This window comes from Nocardioides dilutus, assembly GCF_054779555.1.
Map to the genome: position 1 here is coordinate 109,089 of NZ_BAAGYA010000001.1, position 24,769 is coordinate 133,857.

Consider the following 24,769-nt stretch of genomic DNA (forward strand, 5'->3'; position numbering starts at 1 on the left):
TCTCATGTCCGGCCTCATGGCGCGCTGCTGCAGTTGCTGAATCCGCTGGTGGCGGAGATGAGAAGAGTCCCGTTGGCGGCGGGGTTCAGGCCATTGACGTAAGCCTCCACCCCTGGTGTGGCGGTGGCCCCCATGCCCTCGATGCCGAAGTCGTTCGTGCCCGCCACCGTGCCCTGCTTGCGCAAGCCGATGCCCTCGGTGCCACCACCGGTTCCATCACTGGTGTTGTCGGAGATGTCGAGACACACGGCGTCGTCGGTGCTGTTCGCGTTGCCGGCGTCCACCCTGATTCCCGGGCGCAGTCCGCCGAGTGGCGCGGCGACGTTGTTGTTGCGAACGCCCGCGTTGAGGGTGCCCGCGCTGTCGCGGGCCACCAGGAGGATGCCGTTGCCGTCGGTCTGGCTGATGGCGTTCCCGGTCACGGTGATGTTCAGCGTTGGGGTCTCGTTGAAGGCCACCACCGCTCCGGTTCCGGCGCCGATGCCCTGGGACCCGACTGCGTTGTTGGCCACGATCGTGTTGTTGGCAACCGTCGCCGTCGTAGTCGCGAAGCCGAATGACGAGACAGACAACGCGGTGCCGAACGTGTTGCTCAGCGAGTTTCCGGTGATGTTGTAGAAGCCGGTTCCCTTGCCGTTCACCGCTGCGGCCAGGCCGAACGCGCCCATCCGGTTGGCCGCGCTCTGCCCCGAGACCACGTTGTTGGTCAAGGCGATGGGACTGCCGGCCGATCCGTAGGTCCCGGCCGGACTGCCGCCGCCCAGGTTGCCGTTGCCGGCCTGCACCTGGATCCCCGAGCCGCTCGGGAAGTTGGACACGGTGTTGGCGTTGAGCGTGGCCGTGGTGATGTTCGCGATGGTGCTGGCGGAGCCGAACCCGACCAGGCGGATCCCGCCACCCTTGGACGTCGCGGTCGACGTGGTGCTGGTGATGGTGTTGTTCGAGATGGTCGCGTTCGAGATCGTGCCGCTGAAGTTGAAGATGTCGATGCCGTGGTAGTAGGCGTTGGTCAGCGTGTTCCCGGTGATCGTGACGACCCCGGACAGGTTGTTCTCGGTCCCTGCGGCGGTGGTGTTGAACCCGATGTTCGAGGTCTCGGCCCCCAACCCGGTGCCGGAGTTGTCGATCCTGCCGTTGGTGAACGCGAAGTTCGTCGTGGTCGTCCCCTTGACCCCACTGTCGCTGGTGTTCTGGATGAACATCCGGTCGATCGCCACGTCCCGGGTGCTGGTCAACGACACGGCGACGGTGGCGTTCTGGATCGCGCCGCCGGTGCAGGCGACGGCGGACATGCAGGAGCCGCCGTTGCCGGACACTGTCAGGCCTCCGGTCGCGCCCGTGGTGTTGAGGACGATGCCGTTGGCGGCTCCGTTGGACGAGATGCTGCGGAAGGTGAGGCCGTCGGCTCCGATGGTGGTGTTGGCGACGTTGAGTGCCGTTCCCGTCGTGGTGGTCAGCGTGTTGGCTGCACCGGTGACGACCACGGTGCCGCCACCCGTCGCGTTGAAGGCGGCGTTGGTGCCGGTGGAGGCAACCAGGCCCCCGTCGAAGCGGATGGTGGCGCCGGTGTTGCCGGTCAGGTTGATGCCGTTGGCGTCGTCGTTGACCGGACCGTTGACGTCGACGGTGCCGCTGGTGTGGCCGGTGACCTCGACCGAGCGCCCGGCCGTCGGCTCGAATGCGTTGCCCATGGTGACGTTGCCGGTGCCGCCGTTGACATCGAGCCCACGGGTGCTCGTGGTCAGCGTGCCTCCGCCCACGGTGACCGCCCCGGTCCCGGTCACGTTGTTGACGAGGATGCCGTTGGCGGCACCACCGCCCGCGGTGCTGACGGTGTTGAGCGTCACGCCGCCGGCGCCGATGGTCACGCCGTCGAGGTTCACGGCGGTGGCGAGCCCACCGGTCACCCCGGTGATGGTGTTGGCCGCGTTGGTCACGCTGAGTGTCCCGCCCTGGCGCAGGTCGAGCGCCGTCTGGGCAGCACCGGACAGGTCGAGCTTGCCGGTGATGTCGATCGTGGCGCCGGCGTTGTTGACTGCCTCGACGGTCGAGTTCAACCCGGAGGCCGTGACGTCGCCGCTGACCGTGACCGTCCCGGAGGTCCGTTGCTGGACCGACACCGCGGCGCCGGTGTTGCCGGAGATGGTCGCCGCCACCGAGACGTTCCCGCCGGCCGAGCCCTGCAGACCGAAGCCGATGCTGTTGTCGACGATGCCGACGTTCGCACCGACCGTGGACGTGGTGACGCCGACACCCCGGATCCCGAAGCTGCTCGCGGTGCCCGCCTGGCCGGCGTTGACACCCCTGACCTCGGATCCGTTGGCGAGGGTGATGCCGGCCGCGCCCACGGTCGCGTTGTACAGGTTGGGGCGGGTCCCGGTCGCCGCCTCGAGAGCGGTCCCGTCCACCGTCAGTCCCTGCGGCTGGCCGAAGAGGCGCTGGCCGGTCTCGAGGATGATGCCGGTCGAGAAGGCGCCGCCCCCGTAGAGGAACAGGTAGTCGTCGGCACCGTCGAGGTCGCCGGCGCCGCCGGCGCCGTTGACCGCGGTCAGGTTGTTGAACGGCGACGCGGAGGTCCCGTTGCCCGCTCCTGCACCCGCATCGGCGTACCAGACGCACTCGGTGACCGCGATGGTCACCCGGCCCACGTCGGTGCCGGCGGTCGGGGTGTTGCCGTCGCTGATCGTGTAGTCGAAGAAGTCGCTGGCGTCGTTGCAGCTGTCCGCGGGGTCGGAGACGTAGGTGAAGTCCCCGTCCGCCTCGAGGGTCACCGAACCTCCGTCGTTCGTGGCGAAGGTCCCGGTGCTGGTGATGACGAGTGGGTTGGGGCCGTCGATGTCGGTGTCGCCGTCGAGGATGTCGCCGGTGACGGTCCGCTGCGGACCGGCCGGGTCCGGTGCGCCGTCGGTCGGGTCGTCGACGACCAGCGAGGTGTTGCCGATCGCGCTGCTGGTCCCGCTGAAGCTCTCGTCGTCCGCGACCGGGGCGTCGTTGACACAGGTCACCGTCATCGAGACCGTGGCCGTCGGATCCGCCGAGGCGCCGTCAAGGGTGTAGGTGAAGGTGTCCGGAGTGGTCCCGGGCGGGTCGTTGCAGTAGTCCGGGTCCGGCTGGTAGGTCAGCCCGGTGTGGGCACCGACCGGGCCGGTGAGCACCACGGTCCCGTTGCCCGGCTGGGTGGCCGAGGCGATGGTCATCGGGCCGCCGTCGACGTCGTCGTCGTTGGCCAGCACCGGGACCGCGGTCGCGGCCGCGTCCTCCAGGACCGTCTCCGCGTCGTCGTCGGCGGTCGGGGGATCGTCGACGTTGGCGGCGTCGACCAGCTTGGTGTCGGTCGGCGAGCCGGCGCTGGTGGTGACCTGGAACGTCGCGGTCCGGTCCGCGCCGGACGGGTTCTGGCTCGGGGTGGCGAAGGTGACCGCCTCCAGGGCGGCCTCCCACTGGTTCGCGGTCCCGGTGCCGGTCAGGTTGACCTGCAACGCGGTCGAGGTGCCCTCGACGATCGAGTCGGCGGGGTTGTTGTCGGTCCAGTCCAGGACGTCCCCGGGCAGGTCGTCGGACAGGGTCACGCTGCCGGCGGTGATGTCCAGGCCGTCGGGGTTGGAGATCGTCACGGTGCCGTCCACGGCCACCGGCGCGGTGTCCTCGGTGTAGGTGGTCGTCCCGGCCGAGTTGACCAGGCTCGGGGCGTCCGGGACACAGGTCACCGTCACCGACACCGTCGCGGTGTCACCGCCGTTGACGGTGTAGTCGAAGGAGTCAGCGCCGCAGAAGTCGGGGTCGGGGGTGTAGCTGACGTCGGCCGCGGTGAACGTCGTGGACCCGTTGGCCGGATCGGTGGCGCCCGTGACGGTGATCGGGTCGCCCTCCACGTCGTCGTCGTTGGCCAGCACGTCGACCGTGGTGGCCCCGGAGTCCTCGGCCACAGTGACCGCGTCGTCGTCGGCATTGGGGTCGTCGTTGACACAGGTCACCGTCACGGCCACCTGGGCGGTGTCGCCGCCCGGGGTCAGGGTGTAGGTGAACGTGTCATCGGGGGCCGCACCGGGGTCGTTGCAGTAGTCCGGGTCCGGCTCGTAGGTCAGCCCGGTGTGCGCGCCCGGCGTGCCACCGGTCAGCACCACGGTGCCGTCGGCAGGCTGGGTCGTCGAGGCGATCGCCTTCACCCCGCCGTCGCCGCCGTCGCTGTCGTTGGCCAGCACGTCGATCGCGGTCGGGTTGGCGTCCTCGGCGACCGTCGCGGTGTCGTCGGCCCCCACTGGCGGCACGTCGCAGGTCACCGTCACCGACACGGTGGCGGTGTCCCCACCCGGGGTCAACGCGTAGGTGAACGTGTCCGCAGGCCCGACCGGGTCGGTGTTGCAGTAGCCGGTGTCGGGCTCGTAGGTCAGCCCGGTGTGCGCGCCAGGCGTCCCACCGGTCAGCACCACCGTCCCGTTGGCCGGGTCGGACGCCGACGCGATCGCCATCGGCCCACCGTCGATGTCGTCGTCGTTTGCCAGCACGTCGACCGCGGTCGCCGGATCGTTCAACGTCACCGTCGCGGTGTCGTCGTCCGCGGTCGGGTCGTCGTCGACACACGTCACCGTCACCGACACCGTCGCGGTGTCACCACCGTTGACCGTGTAGGTGAACGTGTCCGGAATGGTGCCCGGCGGGTCGTTGCAGTAGTCCGCGTCCGGCGCATACGTCAGCCCCGTGTGCGCCCCCGACGTACCACCGGTCAGCACCACCGCGCCGTTGGCCGGGTCGGACGCCGAGCTGATCGTGACCGGGTCGCCCTCAACGTCGTCGTCGTTGCCCAACACGTCAACCGCGCCGGCCGCGGCGTCCTCGACAACGCTCGCCGAGTCGTCGACCGCGACCGGTGCGTCATTGACACAGGTCACGGTCACGGAGACCGTCGCGGTGTCCCCACCGTTGACCGTGTAGGTGAAGGAGTCTGCCCCGCAGAAGTCCGCGTCGGGGGTGTAGGTCACGTCGTTCGCGGTGAAGGAGGTCGACCCGTTGGCCGGGTCGGACGCACCGGTGATCGTGATCGGGTCGGACTCGACGTCGGTGTCGTTGGTCAGCAGGGTGACGAACGTCGTCGGACCGGAGTCCTCGGCCACCGTCCGGCTGTCGTCGTTGGCCACCGGGGCGTCGTTGACACAGGTGACGTCAACCGTGACCTTGCCGGTGTCCGTGCCGCCGTTGCCGTCTGAGACGACATAGTCGTAGGACGCGGGCGTCGGTGCACAGGAGTTGGCCGCCGGGGTGAAGGTGATCTGGCCCGCCGCGATGTCGACCGTGCCGCCCACGGCGTTGGTCACCGAGGTCACGGTCAGGGTGTCGCCGGCGTCCACGTCGGTGTCGTTGGCGGCCGGGCTGCCGGCGCCGGTGACCGGGTCCTGCAGCGGCGTGTCCTCAGGAGTGGTGCGGTCGTCGTCGACGGCCACGGGCGCGTCGTTGACGCACGTCACCGTGACCCGCACCGTCGCCGTGTCGCCGCCGTTGACGGTGTAGGTGAAGGTGTCGAACGGCGGAGGGTCGTTGCAGTAGTCGGCGTCGGGCGTGTAGCTGACGTCTCCCGCGGTGAAGGTCGTGCCTCCGTTGGCCGGGTCGGTGGCCCCGGTCACGGCGATCGGGTCGCTCTCGGGGTCGGAGTCGTTGGTCAGGACGTTGAGGGCGGTGGCGCCGGAGTCCTCGCCCACGGTCCGGTCGTCGTCCACGGCGGTGGGCGCGTCGTCGATACAGGTGATGTCGACCGTGACGGTGCCGGTGTCGGTGCCCGGGCTGGGTGCGACCCCGTCGGACACGGTGTAGACGAACGTGCCGGCGTCGGGGCCGCACAGGTTGGCGCCGGGCACGAAGTGGACCTGGCCGCCGGAGAGGGAGACCGTGCCCCCCGTCGGGCTGGACACCGCGGAGACCGTCAGCGGGTCGCCGTCCTGGTCGGTGTCGTTGCTCGCCGGGCTCCCTGCCCCCGAGACCGGCAGGTCGAGCTGCGTGTCCTCGGTGGCGGTGGCGTCGTCGTCGACGGCCACCGGGGCGTCGTTGGCGTCGGTCACCGTGACCGTGAACACCTTCTCGGTGAACTCGCCGGCCTCGTCGGTCGCCCGGACCCGGACCGAGAGCGAGGGGTCGGCCTCGAAGTCGTAGCTCACCGCGGACTCGAGGCTGTCGCCGTCGATCCGCACCAGGTGGTTGTCGGCCGACCCGGCGCCCGGCACCAGCGTGAAGGTATGCGTGTCGCCGGCGTCGGGGTCGGCGGCGGTCAGGTCGCCGATGTCGGCCCCGATCGCCTCGTTCTCGGAGATCGCCGAGGGAGCGAGGGTGATGTCGGTGGGCGGGTCGTTCTGGGTGACGGTCTCGCAGTTCTGCATCACCACGTCGTCCGGGTCGGCCTCCGCGACATCCGGGCCCGGGCCGCAATTCATGGTGTCGATCGTGCTGGGACCGTCGGTCCCGATCAGCTCGTCCGCGCCGCGGAACCCGCCCATCCGGTCATTGCCCGGACCACCCACGACCTTGTCGTCTCCGCTGTCGCCACGCACGACGTCGTCGCCGCCCTGGCCGAAGACCCGGTCATCGCCCCGACCCCCGGCGACCCGGTCGTCCCCCCGGCCACCGCGCACAACATCGCTGCCCCCGCCGCCGCGCAGGAGGTCGTCACCGCCGCGGCCGAGGATCTTGTCGTCCCCGCCGAGGCCGCAGATGACGTCGCGCCGGTCGGTGCCGATCAGCACGTCGTCGCCGGGCGTGCCGACGATGGTGCAGGCGCCGGCCCTTGCGGCTTGCGCCGCCACCGTTGGCTGCGCGGAGGCAGGAGGCGTCAGGGCCGGGGTAGCGACGAGCACGACGGCAGCGACGAGCGCTGCCCTGGTCCCTCTGCGCAGGTGCACCCACGCAGCCTTCCACCGGCGGAGCCCCACCACCATGACACCTTCGGGCCATGGGGGTGGCCCATCAGGACAGCGGCAGGTAGGAAGAAAGGTCGGCGCGCTCGCCACTGGCGGTGATCGACCCGGCCGCGTCCGCGGCCTCCCAGGACAGCCGGCCGGTCGCCAGGGCCACCCAGGTCTCCGGGTCGGTCTCCACCACCGCAGGCGGGGTGCCCCGGGTGTGCCGCACCCCGGGGATGACCTGCACGGCGGCGTACGGCGGCACCCGGACCTCGACCGAGCGCCCCGGTGCGCGCTGCTCGAGCACAGCGAGGAAGTGCTTGGTCAGCAGCCGCAGGTCATGAGCCTCGGGTTCACCGCCCTCGCACCGTGCCAGCGCCGCCGCGACCTCGGCAGCGGGCGCGGGACGCAGTCGGGCGGGCACGGGTCAAGCCTAGGGACGGGGTACCTCCCCGGTCATGACCGCCGACTGGGTGTACGTCGTCGCCGGGGGCTCGCTGCTCCTGGCGATCGTGCTGCCCGAGCTGCTCAGCCGCTGGGCCGTGTCGACGCCCATGGTCCTGCTCGGACTGGGCATGCTGATCGGCGCGACGCCCTTGCCGGAGGGGATGCCGCTCGACCCGCAGGACAACCGGGTGGTCATCGAGCACGTCACCGAGCTGGCGATCCTGGTCGCGCTGATGGGGGTCGGGCTGGCGCTGGACCGCCCCCTCAGCCCGCGGGACCGGAGCACCTGGAGACGCTGGGGTGCCACCTGGCGGTTGCTGGCCGTGGGCATGCCGCTCACGATCGCGGCGGTCGCCGTGCTCGGCTGGTCGGTCGGCCTGGCGCCGGCGGCGGCCCTCGTGCTGGGCGCCGCGCTGGCGCCCACCGACCCCGTGCTGGCCTCGGACGTGCAGGTCGCCGGTCCGCAGACGGGCGAGCACGAAGTGGACGAGACCGACGAGGTGCGGTTCACGCTGACCTCGGAGGCGGGACTGAACGACGGTCTGGCCTTCCCCTTCGTCTACGCCGCGATCCTGCTGGCCACCGAGGGCGGGGTGTCGCAGTGGGCGGTGAGCTGGGTGGGGTTCTACCTGTTCGCGAAGGTGGCCATCGGGGTCGTCGCGGGGCTCGCGGTGGGGCGGGTCCTGTCCTACATCGCGTTCCGCTCTGAAAGCCGGTCGCTCAGGGTCGCCGAGCGGGGCGAGTCCCTCCTGGCCCTGGCCGCCCTCGTCTTCTCCTACGGCGTCGGCGAGATCGCCGGCGGCTACGGCTTCCTCTCCGTCTTCGTCTGCGCGATGACCTTCCGCTCCGCGGAGCGCTCCCACGACTACCACGCGGCGATGCACGAGGTCGCCGAGCGGCTGGAACGGATGCTGACCCTGTTCGTATTGCTGGTGCTGGGCATCGCCCTGACCAGGGGGATCCTCGACGCGCTGGACTGGCGCGGGGTCCTGGTCGGCCTGGCTCTGGTCCTCGTGGTCCGGCCGCTCGCCGGGATCCTGGCGCTGGCCCCGTGGGCGGGCTCGGCCGAGGATCGCGGTGGCCTGCTGCCGCAGGAGCGCTGGGCGGTCGCCTTCTTCGGGGTCCGAGGCATCGGCTCGCTCTACTACCTGGCCTACGCCGCCGGCGAGGCTCCGTCCCTGGGGAGCGACTGGCTCTGGGCGACGGTGTCCTTCGCCGTCGTCCTGTCGGTCGGCCTGCACGGCGTGCTCTCCACGCCGGTGATGGCTCGCCTCGAGCGGCTACGCCTTGCCGACTGACCCTGCTGCGGCGAAGCGGCGCGAGGCTCGGTCGAGAACCTCGACCAGCTCCGGCGGTCCTTCCACGACGAAGTCCCGGTCGAGCTGGGTCAGCACCATCACCGGCCACTCGAGGGCGTCGACGTTCATCTCCAGGAGGCAGTCGCCGTCCTCCCCCGAGACCGTGCCCCAGTGGCCGACGGCCGCCGCCACCTCGGCGACCGTCGCGTCGACGCGGACCCGCACGGCGTAGCGCTGCGGCATCCGCCGGATTCCCGACTGCACGAAGGTGAGCGCGTCCTCGGCGGGCAGGTCGCGGGGCCGGAACCTCTGCCCGGTTGTCCGCGGCTCGCTGATCCGGTCCACCCGGAACGAGCGCCAGTCCTGGCGGTCGCGGTCGTAGGCGACGAGGTACCAGCGGCGGCCGAGGGTGACCAGCCGGTGCGGCTCGACCCAGCGGTCGGTCGGCTCCACCTCTCTCGCGGTGTAGGTGAACTTCAGTGGTTCGTCGTCCCGGCAGGCCTGGGCCAGCACGGCCAGCAGGGACGGGTCGAGCTCCGGCCCACCACGCCAGGGCAGGTTGTCGGTCTCGGACCGGATCGCGTCCATCTGCCGGCGCAGCCGCGGAGGCATCAGGCCGATCACCTTGGTCAGCGCCTGCACCGACGGCTCCTCCATACCGGCGATCGAGCCGGAGGCGGCGGACTGCAGGCCGACCGCGATCGCCACCGCCTCCTCGTCCTCGAGCAGGAGGGGAGGAAGGGAGCCGCCGGCGCGGAGCTGGTAGCCGCCGGCCACGCCCCGGACGGCGTCGACGGTGTAGCCGAGCTCGCGCAGCCGGTCGATGTCGCGACGCAGGGTGCGGGGGCTGACCTCGAGCCGGTCGGACAGCTCCGAGCCGGGCCAGTAGCGGTGGGTCTGCAGCAACGAGAGCAGGCGCAGCATCCGGGCACTGGTGTTCATGTCGTCGAAAGTATTTCATATTGCGGTCAGGAAGTGACCTATATGGCTACGAGGCTCTTCCCATGACCACTTCATCGACCACCACATCGAGCAGTCCAGTGATTCGGACCAGCGGGCTGACCCGCCACTTCACCCGCCACAAGAAGACGGTCGAGGCCGTCCGCGGCCTCGACCTCGAGGTCGCCCAGGGCGAGCTCGTCGCCTTCCTCGGACCCAACGGCGCCGGCAAGTCGACGACCCTGCGGATGCTCACGACCCTCCTGCCGCCCACCTCCGGCACCGCCGAGGTCGCCGGCTACGACGTGGTGCGCGACAACCGCGACGTCCGCCGCTCCATCGGCTACGTCGGGCAGGGCAACGCCGCCGGCCACGCCCAGCGTGGTCGCGACGAGCTGGTCAGCCAGGCCAAAGCGTTCGGGATGACCCGGCGACAGGCCCACGAGCGCGCCGACGAGCTCCTCGCGGCGTTCGACCTGACCGAGCAGGCCGGTCGGCCGGTCTCGACCCTGTCGGGGGGCCAGCGGCGCCGGCTCGACGTCGCGATCGGCCTGGTCCACACGCCGCGGATCCTGTTCCTCGACGAGCCGTCGACGGGCCTCGACCCCCAGAACCGGGTCAACCTGCAGGAGCAGATCACCCGGCTGCACGCCGAGCAGGGCACCACGATCGTGCTGACCACGCACTACCTCGAGGAGGCCGACACGATCGCCGACCGGGTGGTCGTCATCGACCACGGCGTCGTCATCGCCGACGACTCCGCCGCCCGGCTCAAGTCGTCGCTCGGCGACCTGGTCCGGCTCGGCTTCGGGTCGGTCGCGGACGCGACGATCGGCGCCGAGCGTGCCGCGAACATCCCCGGCGCGGTGGTGGACGTCGACGACCTGGAGGTCAGCGTCCGCGTCGCCCACGGCCGCGACCTGGCCGCCGGCCTGGTCACGGACCTGGCCTGGCAGGGCACCCCGGTCGAGCGGATCGAGGTGGTCGGCCCGACGCTCGACGACGTCTTCCTCGACCTCACCGGCCGCAGCCTGCGCGAGAGCAACGAGACCCAGCAGAACGACGACACCGAAGGAGCAGCAGCATGACCGCGATCGTTGAGAGCCCGTCCGTGAGCGAGGTCGCCGTGCGGCGTACGCCGGAGCTCAGGGCGCCCGGCGTGCTCGCCGACACCTGGAACGTCATGGTCCGCGAGCTCAAGCCGGTCTTCCGCGAGCCCGCTTCGGTCCTCTTCGCGATGGTGCAGCCCCTGGTGTTCCTCGGGCTGTTCGCGCCGCTGCTGCCCGAGGTTGAGGGTGGTGGCTCCGCGCTCCAGTGGTTCGTGCCGGGGATCGTGGCGATGACGGCGCTGATGGGCGCGTCGTTCACGGGAGCCAACCTGACCCAGGAGATCGTCACGGGCTCCCACGAGCGGCTGCTCGTGTCCCCGCTGTCGCGCAGCTCTCTGCTCGTCGGCCGCGCCCTCAAGGAGGTCGTCCCGATGCTGATGCAGGCGGCGATCATCGTCGTGGTCGTGACGCCGTTCAGCTTCGACCTGCACCTCGCGCACGTGCTGGTCGGAGTCGTCCTCCTGTCCCTCTTCAGCATCGGCGTCGGTGCGCTGAGCTTCGCCCTCGCGCTCGCCGCGAAGGACCAGGACTGGCTGTTCTGGACGGTCCAGCAGACGCTCATCTTCCCGGTGCTGCTGCTGGCCGGCGTGCTGCTGCCGCTCGACGGCGCCCCGGGCTGGCTGCGGACCGCCTCCGACCTCAACCCGCTGAAGTACGTCATCGAGGCCGAGCGGGCCTTGTTCGCGGGCACCATCCCGGCCGACACCGTGCTCGCCGGCTTCGGCGCCTCCGCGATCGTGGCGGCGTTCGGGCTGTGGGTCGGACTCAAGGCGATGCGCGCCTCGAGCTAGAGCCCTACGCCACTGAGGCAGGGTCGTGCAGGATCGCACAGAGGTCCTGCACGGCCCTCGCCGCGTAGAGGCCGTCCTCGATGCGCTCGTCGTAGCTGAACTTCAGCGACGCCACGCGGGCCACCGCGGGCTTGCCGCCACGGGCCACGATCCCGTCGTGGACGAGCCCGAACGTGCAGAACAGCGGGATGGTGCCGTAGTCGTAGAGGTGGTGGAAACCCGCGTCGATGCCGACGCTGCCGAGGTTGGTGACGAACGCGCTGGCGAAGAACGGGTCCCCGTCGATGAGGGCCCGGGGCAGCACATTGAGGGCGTTGGCCGCTTCGGCCAGGCGGACGACGCCGCGGCGCAGGAGCGGAGGCAGGTGCAGGAACAGCGACATCTCCTTGTCGGCCACGCCCTCGGCGCCGGCGCGGGCGGCCACCACCGACGACTCGATGTCACGCACGAAGTCGGCGAACGACTGGGTCGGGTCACAGAGGTGCTTGACCTCGACGAGGGTGCCCTCGTCGGTCAGCTCGGTCTTGACCGTGAACGAGATCCAGATGCCGTCCCGGTCGTAGACACGGCCACCGGACACGAACCGGTTGAGGTGCGGGTGACGGTCGAACATCCGGCCGAGTGCCCACAGCACCAGATGGAACAGCGTCGGGTGCAGATCCGGATGAGCCGACCTGGTGGCCGCGACGAAACGCTGCGCGGCCTCCACCTCCACCACCTGGTCGAAGAAGACGGTCGACCCGGTGCGCGTGGGCATCAGCGCCGGCATGAAGCGGCGGTAGGCCGGCACCTCGGTCGCGAGGTGGCCGTCGGGGCGGTGCCTGGTCCCCACGCCGGCCAGGCTGAGTGGCGATGGCAGGGGTCCCATGGTTCGAGCATGCGAGCCGCTGCTTCCCGGGGGATAGGGCCGAACGTCACGTGGAGGCCCCGGGCCCGCCCAGCCGTTCGGCCTCGAAGCGGCGCACGCGCTCGTCCAGCACCTCCGGGAACTCGAGGGGCAGGTAGTGAGTGGCACCCTCGATGAGGAGGAGCTCGGCGTCGGGGATGGCCGCGGACGTCGCCCGGACAGTGTCCGTCGGGAGGAACAGGTCGCGGGTGCCGCCGACGACGAGGGTGGGAGCAGTCAGCTCGCCGAGCCGCGGCCAGGCGTCATGTCCGGCCATGGCCCGCAGGGTGCGCATGTAGAGGCGCCAGTCGAGGCCGGCGAAGTCCCCGGACAGGGCGTGGAAGGTCTCGAGGTCGCACGTGGGGGCCACCAGGCCGCACCGGCGCAGGACCTGGGGCCCGCTGCCCGAGGCGGCGAGGAGCCGGAGTGCGGCCCCGAACGGCCGAGCACCCGCCTCCACCACCCGGCTGACGGGCGGGATGACGATGCGGCTCAGGGAGGTGTGCAGCACGCCGGCCAGCGGGTCGCCCGGCGCGCCCGCCACCAGCACCAGGCCGGCCACCAGGTCCGGCTCGGCCAAGGCGGCCTCGACGGCCACCTGGACGCCCATGCTCCAGCCCATCACCAGGGCCGGCTCGCCGCCTGCCCAGCGGAGCACGGCGAGCAGGTCGGCGGCGTGGTCGTGGATGGTGACGGCCTCGGGCGCCGGCGGCGGACCGGACCGGTAGAGGCCCCGGTAGTCGTAGGCCACCACCCGGTGTCCCGGCGCGAAGCGGGCCAGGAACGGTGTCCACGCACGCATCGAACCACCCAGGCCGTTGGCGATGACCACCAGACGACCTTCTCCCAGCTCCTGAACGGCGAGGTCGACGCCGCCCGGGCCGAGGAGCCGCTCCTCCCGCACGGCCGCCAGGTCGGCGGCACGCGCCGTTCCGTCCACGCCCACACCCCATGAGACCGAGCACCGCCTGCCAGGGTGCAGAGGCGAAGGTCCGCCGAGCAGGGGTCCGCCGCCCTAGGCTGCCGACCGTGGACGTGGACGTGAAGGAGCCGCTCGAGGCTGACGCGGTCCGCGAGGTCGTCGTGGAGCTGCACGAGCGGATCGGGGCGAGGTTCCCGGAGCGAGGGCTCCGGGGGGTGGCCGGTGACCTGATGCTCCTCATCGACCAGGTCCAGTCGAGTGCCACGGACACCCAGCGCAAGGTCCGGGCGCTGCGCGTCGCGTCCCGGATCGCGATGTTCGCGATCGTCGCCGCGACTGTGCTCGCGCTGGTCCTCGCGCTACGCGACGCGTTCATCGAGGACGGCAGGATCACCAACTCCCTGGATGTCCTTCCACTCATCGAGACGGTCATCAACGACGTCGTGTTCGCGGGGATCGCGGTGTTCTTCCTCTACTCCTTCCCCGAGCGTCTGCGCCGCGGGCAGCTGCTCAACCTCTTGTTCCAGCTGCGGTCGACCGCGCACATCATCGACATGCACCAGCTCAGCAAGGACCCTGAGCAGCTCCGGTCCTCCTACGTCGCCACCAGCGTCAGCAGGCCGCTCGACATGACCCGCGACGAGATGGCGCGCTACCTCGACTACTGCACGGAGCTCCTGAGCCTGGTCGGCAAGGCGGCTGCGCTGTGCGCCGAGGAGTCCCGGGACTCGGTGGTCCTCGAGACGGTGTCGCGGATCGAGACCCTCACGGTCGGGCTCTCCCGCAAGATCTGGCAGAAGATCAGCAACCTGCCTGCCTCGGAGGAGGCAGTCACACCGACAGATCGCTCAGCCAAGCCGGTCGAGTATCCCGAGCTGCGCCCGCCACGCCTCTGAGGCCGGGTCGATCACCACGAAGTGGTCGCCGTCCACCTCCACCAGCTCCGCCTCCGCACCTTCGCCGACCGCGGCCCCGACGTAGGTCTCCGACTGGACGATCGGGACGATGTCGTCACCGGTCCCGTGCACGCAGAACACGGGTACGCCGAGCGGCACCTGCTGGAGCGGGTCGACCGCCGAGTCCTCCGGCCCCGCGGTGTGGCCGAGCAGCGCCTGCACCGCGCCGTCGCCCAACCCCTGCTCGCCGGCACTGACGAGGTCGAGCACACCGGCCTGCGAGATGGCTGCGGTCACCACGACCCGCGGCCGCCAGGCGTCGTACTCCCCGCGGCCCGCGGCCCACACCGCCAGGTGACCGCCGGCGGAGTGGCCGAGCGTGACGACGGTCGTGAGGTCCACGTCGAGGTCGGCCAGCTTGTCGACTCCCGCGGCGACGTCGTCGAAGGTGACGGGGAACCCGCCCCCATTGCCCACCCGCCGGTACTCGAGGTTCCACGCCGCCCAGCCCTGCTCGACGAGCGAGGCCGCCAGCGGCCGCCCGAGCGAGAGGTCGTAGGCCGACTTCCAGAACCCGCCGTGGATCACGACGACGACGCCGCGCGGCGTACCGCTCGGTAGCGAGAGCTCGCCGAACTGGCTCGGGTCGGCGCCGTAGGCGACCCGGCGCGCGGCGCGACCGCTGGTCACTCCGCGAGCAGCAGGACCATGAAGGAGCGGCCACTCCTGAACGCGCCCACTGGCCCGGTGGGGCAGTCGAGGCCGACTGCCACCGTGTGGGCGCCGCCTGCCACGGCGGCCGTCGCCTTGAGAATGACGGACTCTGGCGGGTCGCTGGGTGGCGGCACCGGGACGCCTGTGCCCGACAGGGGCGCGCCGTCGAGATACAGCCCCGCGCGCGCCGAGGCGCCGCTGCATGAGCCGTTGAAGACCTCGGCGGCATACTCGATGACGACAGTGCCTGCCCGGGGCACCGTGAACGCGTGCGCGTCCGCGGCCGGCACGTCGGGGGCCGCGACCGGGTCGAGCGCACCGACCACGACGGTCGAAGCGAAGTTGGCCTGCACAAGGGTGCCGGGAGCGAGGTCCGCAGCGCCGAGGCTGCCGTCCTTCACGTCGGCCGACTTCACGGCGTTCTTCTTGATCTTCGGCGAGGTGACCGAGTTCTTGGCGAGCTTCTTGCTCGTGACCGACCCATTGGCGATCTGGTCGGCGGCGTAGGCCGTCCCGGTCCCCAGCGCCACGGCGAGGGCCAGGTAGGCGACGACGTTCTGGCGGAGGTGATGGAGCATGCGCCAGTGTGACGCCGCATCGGGCTACCGCGCCAGGACGTGCACCGCCCAGGTGACCCGCTTGGCTGGGACGTTCGGGCCGTAGGTGCCGGTCGCGCACTGCTCACCCGTGGTCAGCGTGTGGACGCCTGCGGTGAGGAACTGGTTGGTGACGATCTGCACCGTGCCGGCGTCGGCCGATGTGGGGACGTTGGTCAGCGTGCCGGCCTGCGGCGCACCGTCGATGTAGAGCCCGACCTGGCCCTGGCCCGAGGGCGCAGTGCAGTCGACGCCCAGCTCACCGGCGAAGAACTCGATGGCCAGCTTGGCGTTGCGCGGCAGCGTGAACTGGAACGAGTTGAGCCCGCTCCCGGTCGGCGGCAGCGCGGAGGCCAGCGGTGGGTTCCCCGCGCCGAGGTTGGTGGCGAAGATGTCGGCATCCTGGGGCACGACCCCGTCGTTGATGTCCTGCCGCCTGAGCGTGTCGTCCTTGATGTCCGCGGAGAGCACGGTGTCGTCCTGGATGTCGGTAGTCGTGACCGAGCTGTCGCCGATCTCCAGCGAGCCGACCGCGTTGGTCCCGATGTCGTCGGAGTTGACGGTGCCGGTCCTGATGTCGATCGACTTGATCGCGTTGTTCTTGATCTTGGTCGAGGTGACCGCGTTGTTGGCGAGCTTCTTGGTCGTGACGGAGCCGTTGGCGATCCTGTCGGCGGCGTACGCGGATCCGGTGGACAGCGCGACGGCCAGGGCGAGGTAGGCGACGGCGTTCTGGCGGAGGTGTCCGAGAAGTGTCATGCCTCGAATCTGCCACACGGTGCGAGCACCCGAGGGGGTCAGTCGGCGAGGACGAGACCGTAGGCGCTGGGCACCGTGTCGAAGCCGCTGAAGGCGCCACTCGGACAGTCCAGGCCGTAGGAGACCGAGTGCGTCCCGGCCGATGCCGCGATGACCCCGATCGCGAACACGGGCGCCAGGCTGCCCAGCTGCACCCTGGTGCCGGGCACCGGGGTCCCGTCGACGTAGACGCCGACGTAGGGGTCTCCGGCATTGCAGGTCGCCGTCATGCCGGCTGACAACAACGTGACTTGAAGCCTCCCGGCCCGGGGGAGGGTGAACACCTGGGCGTTGATTCCGGGTGCGTCCGGTGAGCTCGCCGGGTCGTCACCCGGCAGGAACGTCTTCCCACCGACCCACGACGCGAGCGGCACCACACCGGGCGCGATGTCGGCCGCGGAGAGGGACCCGTCCTTCACGTCGGCGGACCGGACCGCGTTCGTCTTGATCTTGGGTGCGGTGACGGAGTTCTTGGCGAGCTTCTTGGCCGTCACGGAACCGTTGGCGATCTCGGTCGCGGCGGAGGCGGTGCCCGTCGTCAGGGCGACGGCGAGGGCGAGGTAGGCGACGGCGTTGTTGCGCAGGTGTCGGAGGATCATGGCCAGAATCTGCCACACGACCTTTCGGTCAAGGGTGTTGAGGTGGCTTGTTTTCGATCATATGTTCGGTTATAGTGAGGCCACGATGACCCTCACGGCCGACGCCCTCCCCGACTCCGCGCCCCTGCCGCGGGACGTGCTGGTGCGAGTGCGGGAGGCCCGCCGGACCGCGGACGACGCCGAGGTCGAGGTCCTCGAGCTCGCGTTGGAGTTCGCCAACGCCCACCTGGCTCAGCCTGGTCAGGAGTCCTGGGAGCCGGCGCAGGCTCCGTCGTGGCTGGAGGACACCACCGACCTGCTCTGCGAGGACGACCGGGAGTGGATCGGTATCCCGCCGATCCGATGGGATGCGCCGGCGGCCTTCGCGGCCGCCAACGACATGTCCACCCCGGCCGGGCGGGCGCTGATCCGCGACGTGCTGGTCCTGGCCCACCGCGCCCCGCGGGTCTGGACCCAGACCCGTGCGCGCCGGGTCCCGGCCTGGCGAGCCCGAAAGGTCGCCCAGGCACTGCTCGGCCAGCCCGCCGACGTGTGCCGCTACGTCGACCAGCAGGTCACCGCCCGGGTCGAGGAGTCCGAGGTGATCGGCCCGGTCGTGCTCGACCGGCTGGTCGACGAGGCGATGCTGCGGCTGCACGCCGAGCAGCGTGAGCTCGAACAGCTCGAGGCCCTCGACGCCAGGTACGTGAGGATCGACGCGGCGTCGCTCAACCACCATGGCATCGCGGAGATGGACGCCAAGGCCGACTGGGCCGACCTCGCGCCCTTCGACGAGACCCTCACCGCCGTCGCCGAGATCCTCGGGCACTTGCCCGAGCACCAGCACGACTCCCTCGACGTACGCCGCTCGGCCGCCCTCGGGGTGCTCGCCGACCCCGCCCGCGCCCACGCCCTCCTCACCGGCGAGCTCGACGCCAAGCCCACCCGGACCCGCGACCTGGTCGCCACTCTCGACCTGCGCGAGGGCCACCTGCTCGGCCTCGACCCGGTCATGACCGACGCCGACCAGCGCGCCCACCTCGACCAGGTCATCCGCACCTGGGCCGGACGACCCGACATCAACCTGGTCGTCAAACCCATTCGTGACCACGCCGCTCCGACAGCGTGCAATGACCACGAGATCCGGGCGAAGGTCACTTACGCCCCGTCCGCGCGGGACCGGCAGATCCTCGAGCGCCGCGAACCGACCTGCGTCCACCCCTACTGCAACCGGCCGGCCCGCCACTGCGACTGCGACCACATCACCCCGTTCGACGCCGGCGGCGTCACCTGCCCCAGCTGCAACCTCGCGCCGCTGTGCCGACATCACCACCGACTCAAGACCCTGGCTGGCTGGCGCTACTGGAAGCTCGGCCCACCCGGCACCTACCTGTGGGCCGACCCTCACGGCCTGCTCTACCTCCGCACCCGAGACGGCACCCGAGAGCTCGAGTGATCCTCAGTCGAAACGTCCCTGACGGCCGCGCTTGACCTGGCCGCGTCGCTTCTTGTCCTCGATCCTGCGTTCGCGCGCCCGCCGGCTCGGCTTGGTCGGCCGTCGTGGCGGCGGCGGGGGCGCGGCCGCCTCGCGTAGGAGCTGAGCCAGGCGCTCCCGCGCGGCTCGCCGGTTGGCGTGCTGGGTGCGGTGCTCGCTGGCGGTCACGGTCAGGACGCCGGCGACCAACCGCGGGGCGAGACGCTCGAGGACCCGCTCCTGCAGGTAGGCGGGCATCGAGGCGGATCCGGCCAGGTCGACCGAGAGCTCGACTCGGCTGTCGGTGGTGTTGACGCTCTGGCCCCCCGGACCCGACGACCGGGAGAAGCGCTCGGACAGCTCGGCCCCCGGGACCGTCCACGAGCGGGTCACCTCGAGGTCATCGGCCATCCGGTCATTGTCGCCCGGACGCGACAGTGCCCGCCCCTGGAGAGAGGCGGGCACTGCAGCGTTTGCGCGGAGGGTCGTGCGTCAGCCCTTGGGCGCGTTCTTCCCCCCGGTGGCCACGAAGCTCACGCAGTCACCCTGGTTCTTGAAGGTGTAGATGCCGTTGAAGCTCGCCCAGCCACCGTTCTTGCACTGGTCCTTGGTGGTCGGCTTCTCCGGGGTGTCGCAGGCGGTGCCGGTGCCGTCCTGGTCCTCGTCCTCCTGGCCGGGGTTGGCCACGGTCGGGCAGTTGTCGCTGCCGTCCGGAACGCCATCGCCGTCGGCGTCGGCGACCAGCTCGAAGTCGTAGGTCGTCTTGGCGCCGTCAACCGACACGTAGAGCGCATCGGCGTTGGAGATGATCCCCGAGTTGAACGAGCCCTGGTTGAGGCCGAGCGAGCCCGGGCATGGTGCGACCGCGTTGGCGGGTCCGCAGGAGGTTCCCTCCTCGACTGCCGCGTTCGGGAAGAGGCCCACGATGGTCGACCAGGTGCAGGGCGAGTTCTGGCCGCAGCCACCCGCCCCGGTGTTGATCCACCACTCGGCCGCGCCGCCGCGGTAGGCGTCCCAGTCCTGCCAGACACCAGTCTGGACGGCACCGTTGCCCTGGTCCTGGTAGGGCTCGTAGACCATGTAGACGTCGGGGTTTCCGTCACCGGTGGTGTCGACGCGCAGGTTGAGGGCGTTGACTCCGGCGATGAAGCCGGTGGATGCCGGGTCGCGGTAGGTCGAGTAGCCGATCCCGTCGATGTCGGCAAGGAGCACCCCGTCGTAGGCGTCGGTGAAGAGCTGGACCTTCTCGGCGTTCGTGATCGTCTGGAGCTCGAAGCTGCCGGCACCCAGCGGCGGAGTCGCAGGTCCGTTCTCGAAGGTCGCCGTGCCGGGAGCGCGGGTGTCGGCCGCGTACCAGCCGTTGCCGAGGTCGGCGGGCGTGACCTGGACCGTGGTCGAGCTGGGTGCCGCGTCGGCAGCGGGCATCCCGGTCAGGCCCGCGAGGGCGATGGCGGCGGTTGCCGCGAAAAGCTTGGTGCGCATGTGAATCCGTTCTCTGCGAGTGCAGGGCGTCGGATCTACAGACGCATGGCCACCCGGCGACTCACGTCGCCGGCCCCCCCGTTGCCCTGGGACCGCGTCGCGGTCCGCGAGCGAGACTGTCATCCCATCGCTCAGCGGGCTATGACCCGGGCTGACCATTTGTCGGGACGTTCGAGTGGCCCGGACGGGTTAACCCGTTCAGGCGAAGACGGCTGGCAGCGTCGTCGACCAGGCGGCCCGGACGGTCGCCAGCGGCAGCGAGAACTGGCCGGCCACGTCGACGGAGTGTCCGCCGGTCTCGCCGATCGAGGTGACCGGCACCCCGTGCCGCTCGGCCAGCGCCACGAGCCGCTGCTCGTCCGCGGCGCCGACGGTGACGAGCGCCCGCGCTGCGGACTCGGAGAACAGCGCGACGAACGGGTCGCCGTGGACCTGGCCGAGGTCGACCGTGACGCCGATGTCGTTGCCCAGGGCGGCCTCGACCAGGGCCTGGGCGAGACCGCCCTCGGCGAGGTCGTGGGCGCTGGTGACGAGCCCCACCGCTTCGCGCAGCAGCTCCGCGAGCGAGCGCTCGGCGGCCAGGTCGACCCGCGGCGGCAGACCGCCCAGGTGGCCGTGCACGACATGCGCCCACTCCGAGCCGGACAGCTCTTCGCGGGTCTCACCCAGCAGCAGCACCCGCTCGCCCGGGCCGACGAACGCCGACGGCGTACGCCGCGAGACGTCGTCGATCACGCCCAGCACGGCGACCACCGGAGTGGGCAGGATGGCGGTCTCGCCAGTCTGGTTGTAGAGGCTGACGTTGCCACCGGTCACCGGGATGCCGAGCTCGCGGCAGCCGTCGGCGAGGCCCCGGCAGGCCTCGGCGAACTGCCACATCACGTCGGGGTCCTCGGGCGAGCCGAAGTTGAGGCAGTCGCTGATCGCCAGCGGCTGCGCCCCGCCGGTCGCGACGTTGCGGTAGGACTCGGCGAGGGCGAGCTGGGCGCCGGCGTACGGGTCGAGCTTGGCGAAGCGGCCGTTGCAGTCGGTCGACAGCGCGACGCCGAGACCGGTCTCCTCGTCGACGCGGACCATCCCGCTGTCGCTGGGCTGGGCGAGCACCGTGTTGCCACGGACATACCGGTCGTACTGGTCGGTGACCCACGACTTGTCACACAGGTTGGGACTACCCGCCATCCGCAGCACCGTCTCGCGCAGCTCGTCGCCACCGGAAGGTCGGGCCAGCGACTCGGCGCCGTCGGCCTGGAGCGCGTCCTGCCAGTCAGGTCGCGCGAACGGACGCTGGTAGGTCGGACCGTCGTGCGCGACGCTGCGCGGCGGCACGTCGACGACCCGCTCGCCGTGCCAGTCGATCTGCAGACGCCCGGTGTCGGTGACCTCGCCGATGACGGTGGCGTCGACGTCCCACTTCGCGCAGATCGCCAGGAACGCGGCGACGTCGTGGGGTTCGACGACGGCCATCATCCGTTCCTGCGACTCGCTCATCAGGATCTCCTCGGGCGCGAGCGTGGAGTCGCGCAGCGGCACCCGGTCGAGCTCGACGTGCATGCCGCCGTCACCGGCGCTGGCCAGCTCGGAGGTGGCGCAGGACAGCCCCGCACCGCCGAGGTCCTGGATGCCGGCGACGAGCCCTGCGGCGAAGATCTCGAGCGTGCACTCGATGAGCAGCTTCTCCATGAACGGGTCGCCCACCTGCACGCTCGGCCGTTTGGCCGGGCCCGTGGACTCGAAGGTCTCGCTGGCCAGGATCGAGACACCACCGATCCCGTCGCCGCCGGTCTTGGCGCCGTAGAGGATCACCTGGTTGCCGACGCCGCTGGCCTTGGCGAGGTGCAGGTCCTCGTGGCGAAGCACCCCCACGCACAGCGCGTTGACCAGGGGGTTGCCGAGATAGCTCGGGTCGAAGACGGTCTCGCCGCCGATGTTGGGCAGGCCCAGGCAGTTGCCGTAGCCGCCGACGCCGGCCACGATCCCGGGCAGCACCCGGTGGGTGTCGTCGGCGTCCAACGGCCCGAACCGGAGCGGGTCCATCACCGCCACCGGCCGGGCGCCCATGGCGAGGATGTCGCGGACGATGCCGCCGACACCGGTCGCGGCACCCTGGTAGGGCTCGACGTACGACGGGTGGTTGTGCGACTCGACCTTGAAGGTCACCGCGTATCCCTGGCCGATGTCGATGACGCCGGCGTTCTCGCCGATGCCGGCCAGCATCTTGCCGACCGGCGTCTCCTGGGGGATGTCGGAGAACTGCTTGAGGTGGACCTTGGAGGACTTGTAGGAGCAGTGCTCGCTCCACATCACCGAGTACATCGCCAGCTCCGAGCTGGTCGGGCGGCGGCCGAGGATCTCGCGGATCCGCTGGTACTCGTCGGCCTTGAGCCCGAGGTCGGCCCACGGCTGGTCTCGCTGCGGGTCCTCGGTGGCGATCGCGACGGTGTCGAGGCCCGTCGCGTGGGCGGTCCCCGGGCTGCTCGGCACGGGCCCAATCTATCCGCGGTGCGCGTCAGGCCCGGCGCCGGGACCACCAGGAGAATTACAAGTCTGTAGTTATCCACAACCACTGTTACTCATGTGACTGTTGGGGCTACCGTGCTCAGAGCCACCAGGCGACTCTCTTCCCCGAGCCAGGCTGGAGCACCACTTCCATGCACGTCCGCACGCTTGTCTGCACGGTCGCCCTCACGGTCGGCATCTCCCTCGGCGCCGCGCCCCCCGCGACCGCCGACGGCACCAACCCGGTCACGCCCGGTGACTTCACCGGGTTCGGTTTCGACCAGTGCCTGACCCCCGAGCAGTACAAGATGAACGCCTGGCTCGAGTCGTCGCCGTTCCTGGCGGTCGGCATCTACATCTCCGGCAAGAGCCGGGCCTGCCGGGACCAGCCCAACCTCACGCCCGAGTGGGTGAGCACGCAGCTGGCGAAGGGATGGCGGCTGCTGCCGATCACCCTCGGCCCGCAGGCCGACTGCCTCGACCGCTACCCCCGCTACGGCGACGACCCGACGATCATCCCCAAGCCGGGCAAGAACGGCCGCTACAGCCAGGCGCGCAAGCAGGGGACCGCCGAGGCGAGCACGGCGGTCGCGGAGGCGACCCGGCTGGGCATCGTGCCGGGCAGCACGCTCTGGTACGACCTCGAGGGTTTCAACGTCAACAACACGACCTGCCGCGAGTCCGCGCTGTGGTTCCTCCACGGCTGGACCAAGCAGGTCCGGAGGCTGGGCTACGTGTCCGGCGTCTACTCCAGCGTCGGCTCCGGCATCAAGATGCTCGACGACGCGCGCGTGCAGCGGCCCGGCGTGTTCACCCTGCCCGACCGCATCTGGCTGGCTCGGTGGGACGGGGTGGCCAACACCAGCTCCGACTACATCGCCGAGGACGGCTGGCGCCCCGGTGGCCGGGTCAAGCAGTACAAGGGCGGCCACGACGAGCGCTGGGGCGGGGTGAAGATCAACATCGACAGCAACTACCTCGAGCTCGGCAACGGACAGGTCGCCGCGCCGGAGGTGCACTGCGACGGGAAGCGGGTGGACTTCAAGGACTACCCGCGGCTGGCCCCGCCCAGGGCCGACCGGCGACCGGGCAAGCGGATGGTGACCGCCCTGAAGTGCCTGCTCCGCGAGCAGGCCGTCTACAGCGGCAACCTCAAGGGCACCTACTCACCCAAGCTGGTCGAGGCCATCCGGGCCTGGAAGCAGCAGCGGGGTCTCAAGGTCACCAACGCCTGGAGCCAGCGCAACTGGGTGATGCTGTTCGCGTCCATGGGGACCGGCGGTGCCAACCCGGTGCTCAAGGTCGGGTCGACCGGGAGCGACGTACGCCGCCTCCAGCGTGCGCTCAACGCCGCCAGCGAGGCGACCCGGTTGCCGATCAGCGGCGTGTTCGACGGGTTCACCGACCGGGCCGTCCGCGCCTACCAGGCCCGCAACAAGCTCGAGGGGTCCGGCGTGGCCGGGTCCCAGACCTGGGCCGCGCTGGTGAGCGGCGAGCGCTGATCCCAACTAGGACAGGACGGACTCGGCCAGCGAGGTGAAGAAGCCGAGGCCGTCGGTGCCGGCTCCGGTGAGGTCCTCGACCGCGTGCTCGGGGTGGGGCATCAGGCCGACCACGTTGCCGCGCTCGTTGGTGATGCCGGCGATGTCACGCATCGAGCCGTTGGGGTTGTCGTCCAGGTAGCGGGCGACCACCTGCCCCTCCCCCTCGAGCCGGTCCAGGGTCTCGACATCGGCGACGAAGCCGCCCTCGCCGTTCTTGAGCACGATCGTGACTTCGGCGTTCTCGGCGTACGCCGAGGTCCACGGCGTCCGGGTGTTCTCGATCCGCAGCCGCTGGTCCTTGCACACGAACTTGCGGTGGTCGTTGCGGATCAGGGCTCCGGGCAGCAGGTGTGACTCGCAGAGGATCTGGAAGCCGTTGCAGATGCCGAGGACCGGCAACCCGCCTTTGGCCGCGGCAATGACCTCAGTCATCACCGGCGAGAAGCGCGAGATCGCGCCGCAGCGCAGGTAGTCGCCGTAGGAGAAGCCGCCGGGCAGGATCACCGCGTCGACGCCGCGCAGGTCGTGGTCGCCGTGCCAGAGCGCGACCGCCTCGTGACCCCCGACCCGGACGGCGCGCTGGGCGTCGACGTCGTCCAGGGAGCCTGGGAAGGTGACGACGCCGACCTTCACGCGGTGGCCTCGGACGGCGCCACCGAGATGGCGAAGGTTTCGATCACCGGGTTGGACAGCAGCGTCTCGGCCATCTGGCGCACCTGGTCGAGCACGTCCTCGGTCGCCTCGCCGGCCACCTCGAGCTCGAACCGCTTGCCCTGCCGCACGTCGGTGACCCCGGAGAAGCCGAGTCGGGGGAGGGCGCCGAGCACCGCCTTGCCTTGCGGGTCGAGGATCTCGGGCTTGGGCATCACGTCGACGAACACTCGGACCACGCGGCCAGCCTAGTGGCCACGGTGC

20 protein-coding genes are annotated in these 24,769 nt (G+C 70.8%); 6 read left to right on the forward strand and 14 right to left on the reverse strand.

All coding sequences use genetic code 11. From position 1 onward, the window contains the following. Positions 1-14: 14 nt before the first annotated feature. Together ACYVC6_RS00575 and ACYVC6_RS00580 are read right to left on the reverse strand one after the other, a co-directional pair. On the reverse strand, positions 15-6,884 hold the full coding sequence (locus ACYVC6_RS00575; protein WP_460709872.1) for an Ig-like domain-containing protein: 6,870 nt from the start codon (positions 6,882-6,884) through the stop codon (positions 15-17). A gap of 64 nt (positions 6,885-6,948) precedes the next feature. After that, complete coding sequence (locus ACYVC6_RS00580; RefSeq protein ID WP_460709874.1) at positions 6,949-7,308, reverse strand: sterol carrier family protein; 360 nt, start codon at positions 7,306-7,308, stop codon at positions 6,949-6,951. 34 nt (positions 7,309-7,342) lie between these two features. On the opposite strand from ACYVC6_RS00580, the gene ACYVC6_RS00585 reads away from it, so the two are divergent. Further along, the gene (locus ACYVC6_RS00585) at positions 7,343-8,629 is read left to right on the forward strand and encodes a cation:proton antiporter (RefSeq protein ID WP_460709876.1); all 1,287 of its coding nucleotides are present in this window, start codon (positions 7,343-7,345) and stop codon (positions 8,627-8,629) included. Here ACYVC6_RS00585 and ACYVC6_RS00590 read toward each other — a convergent pair. Beyond that, positions 8,612-9,571, reverse strand: a complete 960-nt coding sequence (locus tag ACYVC6_RS00590; protein WP_460709878.1) for a helix-turn-helix transcriptional regulator — start codon at positions 9,569-9,571, stop codon at positions 8,612-8,614. The two genes, ACYVC6_RS00585 and ACYVC6_RS00590, sit on opposite strands and share 18 nt — an antisense overlap. 62 nt (positions 9,572-9,633) lie before the next feature. Here ACYVC6_RS00590 and ACYVC6_RS00595 point away from each other — a divergent pair, with 62 nt between their 5' ends. Together ACYVC6_RS00595 and ACYVC6_RS00600 are read left to right on the forward strand one after the other, a co-directional pair. Continuing rightward, positions 9,634-10,656, forward strand: a complete 1,023-nt coding sequence (locus ACYVC6_RS00595) for an ATP-binding cassette domain-containing protein (protein WP_460709880.1) — start codon at positions 9,634-9,636, stop codon at positions 10,654-10,656. Continuing rightward, entirely contained in the window at positions 10,653-11,468 is an 816-nt protein-coding gene (locus ACYVC6_RS00600; RefSeq protein WP_460709882.1) for an ABC transporter permease, read from the forward strand. The genes ACYVC6_RS00595 and ACYVC6_RS00600 overlap by 4 nt, the downstream gene beginning before the upstream one ends. A 4-nt stretch (positions 11,469-11,472) precedes the next feature. Here ACYVC6_RS00600 and ACYVC6_RS00605 read toward each other — a convergent pair whose 3' ends face one another. After that, on the reverse strand, positions 11,473-12,336 hold the full coding sequence (locus ACYVC6_RS00605; protein WP_460709884.1) for a hypothetical protein: 864 nt from the start codon (positions 12,334-12,336) through the stop codon (positions 11,473-11,475). A 46-nt stretch (positions 12,337-12,382) separates the two neighbouring features. Then, positions 12,383-13,294 carry an alpha/beta fold hydrolase gene (locus ACYVC6_RS00610; protein ID WP_460709886.1) on the reverse strand — a complete coding sequence of 304 codons (912 nt, stop codon included), beginning with the start codon at positions 13,292-13,294 and terminating at the stop codon, positions 12,383-12,385. An 89-nt stretch (positions 13,295-13,383) separates the two neighbouring features. Between ACYVC6_RS00610 and ACYVC6_RS00615 the strand changes: the two genes are divergently transcribed. Then, positions 13,384-14,172 (forward strand): hypothetical protein, encoded by a 789-nt coding sequence (locus tag ACYVC6_RS00615; RefSeq protein ID WP_460709888.1) that lies wholly within the window; start codon positions 13,384-13,386, stop codon positions 14,170-14,172. Here the strand turns inward: ACYVC6_RS00615 and ACYVC6_RS00620 are convergent. Genes ACYVC6_RS00620 through ACYVC6_RS00635 form a run of 4 tightly spaced genes read right to left on the reverse strand, consistent with a single transcriptional unit; the run spans position 14,125 to position 16,879 of the window. Beyond that, positions 14,125-14,862 (reverse strand): alpha/beta hydrolase family protein, encoded by a 738-nt coding sequence (locus ACYVC6_RS00620; RefSeq protein ID WP_460709890.1) that lies wholly within the window; start codon positions 14,860-14,862, stop codon positions 14,125-14,127. The two genes, ACYVC6_RS00615 and ACYVC6_RS00620, sit on opposite strands and share 48 nt — an antisense overlap. Further along, positions 14,859-15,464, reverse strand: a complete 606-nt coding sequence (locus ACYVC6_RS00625) for a hypothetical protein (RefSeq protein WP_460709892.1) — start codon at positions 15,462-15,464, stop codon at positions 14,859-14,861. The genes ACYVC6_RS00620 and ACYVC6_RS00625 overlap by 4 nt, the downstream gene beginning before the upstream one ends. A gap of 24 nt (positions 15,465-15,488) precedes the next feature. Continuing rightward, positions 15,489-16,241 (reverse strand): hypothetical protein, encoded by a 753-nt coding sequence (locus tag ACYVC6_RS00630; RefSeq protein ID WP_460709894.1) that lies wholly within the window; start codon positions 16,239-16,241, stop codon positions 15,489-15,491. 38 nt (positions 16,242-16,279) lie between these two features. Then, complete coding sequence (locus tag ACYVC6_RS00635; protein WP_460709896.1) at positions 16,280-16,879, reverse strand: hypothetical protein; 600 nt, start codon at positions 16,877-16,879, stop codon at positions 16,280-16,282. A gap of 85 nt (positions 16,880-16,964) precedes the next feature. Between ACYVC6_RS00635 and ACYVC6_RS00640 the strand changes: the two genes are divergently transcribed. Continuing rightward, positions 16,965-18,314, forward strand: coding sequence for an HNH endonuclease signature motif containing protein (locus ACYVC6_RS00640; protein WP_460709898.1), 1,350 nt, complete (start codon positions 16,965-16,967; stop codon positions 18,312-18,314). A 3-nt stretch (positions 18,315-18,317) separates the two neighbouring features. Here the strand turns inward: ACYVC6_RS00640 and arfB are convergent, their stop codons facing one another. From arfB to purL, 3 genes are all read right to left on the reverse strand, one after another. Continuing rightward, on the reverse strand, positions 18,318-18,743 hold the full coding sequence (arfB, locus tag ACYVC6_RS00645; protein ID WP_460709900.1) for an alternative ribosome rescue aminoacyl-tRNA hydrolase ArfB: 426 nt from the start codon (positions 18,741-18,743) through the stop codon (positions 18,318-18,320). Positions 18,744-18,824: 81 nt separating this feature from the next. Further along, positions 18,825-19,814: a thrombospondin type 3 repeat-containing protein gene (locus tag ACYVC6_RS00650; protein ID WP_460709902.1), complete on the reverse strand. Its 990-nt coding sequence runs from the start codon at positions 19,812-19,814 to the stop codon at positions 18,825-18,827. A gap of 198 nt (positions 19,815-20,012) precedes the next feature. Further along, positions 20,013-22,295, reverse strand: a complete 2,283-nt coding sequence (gene purL / locus ACYVC6_RS00655; RefSeq protein ID WP_460709904.1) for a phosphoribosylformylglycinamidine synthase subunit PurL — start codon at positions 22,293-22,295, stop codon at positions 20,013-20,015. A gap of 167 nt (positions 22,296-22,462) precedes the next feature. Between purL and ACYVC6_RS00660 the strand changes: the two genes are divergently transcribed. Then, positions 22,463-23,812, forward strand: coding sequence for a glycoside hydrolase domain-containing protein (locus tag ACYVC6_RS00660; protein WP_460709906.1), 1,350 nt, complete (start codon positions 22,463-22,465; stop codon positions 23,810-23,812). Positions 23,813-23,818: 6 nt separating this feature from the next. On the opposite strand, the gene purQ is transcribed toward ACYVC6_RS00660, so the two are convergent. After that, on the reverse strand, positions 23,819-24,487 hold the full coding sequence (gene purQ, locus ACYVC6_RS00665) for a phosphoribosylformylglycinamidine synthase subunit PurQ (RefSeq protein ID WP_460709908.1): 669 nt from the start codon (positions 24,485-24,487) through the stop codon (positions 23,819-23,821). Beyond that, positions 24,484-24,744 carry a phosphoribosylformylglycinamidine synthase subunit PurS gene (gene purS, locus ACYVC6_RS00670; RefSeq protein WP_460709910.1) on the reverse strand — a complete coding sequence of 87 codons (261 nt, stop codon included), beginning with the start codon at positions 24,742-24,744 and terminating at the stop codon, positions 24,484-24,486. The genes purQ and purS overlap by 4 nt, the downstream gene beginning before the upstream one ends. Positions 24,745-24,769: the final 25 nt, after the last annotated feature.

Excerpts from the sequence above, each read along its gene's own strand:
- ACYVC6_RS00585 (WP_460709876.1), top strand. The coding sequence starts at position 7,343 with ATGACCGCCGACTGGGTGTACGTCGTCGCCGGGGGCTCGCTGCTCCTG.
- ACYVC6_RS00590 (WP_460709878.1), bottom strand. The coding sequence starts at position 9,571 with ATGAACACCAGTGCCCGGATGCTGCGCCTGCTCTCGTTGCTGCAGACC.
- ACYVC6_RS00595 (WP_460709880.1), top strand. The coding sequence starts at position 9,634 with ATGACCACTTCATCGACCACCACATCGAGCAGTCCAGTGATTCGGACC.
- ACYVC6_RS00600 (WP_460709882.1), top strand. The coding sequence starts at position 10,653 with ATGACCGCGATCGTTGAGAGCCCGTCCGTGAGCGAGGTCGCCGTGCGG.
- ACYVC6_RS00605 (WP_460709884.1), bottom strand. The coding sequence starts at position 12,336 with ATGGGACCCCTGCCATCGCCACTCAGCCTGGCCGGCGTGGGGACCAGG.
- ACYVC6_RS00625 (WP_460709892.1), bottom strand. The coding sequence starts at position 15,464 with ATGCTCCATCACCTCCGCCAGAACGTCGTCGCCTACCTGGCCCTCGCC.
- ACYVC6_RS00630 (WP_460709894.1), bottom strand. The coding sequence starts at position 16,241 with ATGACACTTCTCGGACACCTCCGCCAGAACGCCGTCGCCTACCTCGCC.
- ACYVC6_RS00635 (WP_460709896.1), bottom strand. The coding sequence starts at position 16,879 with ATGATCCTCCGACACCTGCGCAACAACGCCGTCGCCTACCTCGCCCTC.
- ACYVC6_RS00640 (WP_460709898.1), top strand. The coding sequence starts at position 16,965 with ATGACCCTCACGGCCGACGCCCTCCCCGACTCCGCGCCCCTGCCGCGG.
- arfB (WP_460709900.1), bottom strand. The coding sequence starts at position 18,743 with ATGGCCGATGACCTCGAGGTGACCCGCTCGTGGACGGTCCCGGGGGCC.
- ACYVC6_RS00650 (WP_460709902.1), bottom strand. The coding sequence starts at position 19,814 with ATGCGCACCAAGCTTTTCGCGGCAACCGCCGCCATCGCCCTCGCGGGC.
- ACYVC6_RS00660 (WP_460709906.1), top strand. The coding sequence starts at position 22,463 with ATGCACGTCCGCACGCTTGTCTGCACGGTCGCCCTCACGGTCGGCATC.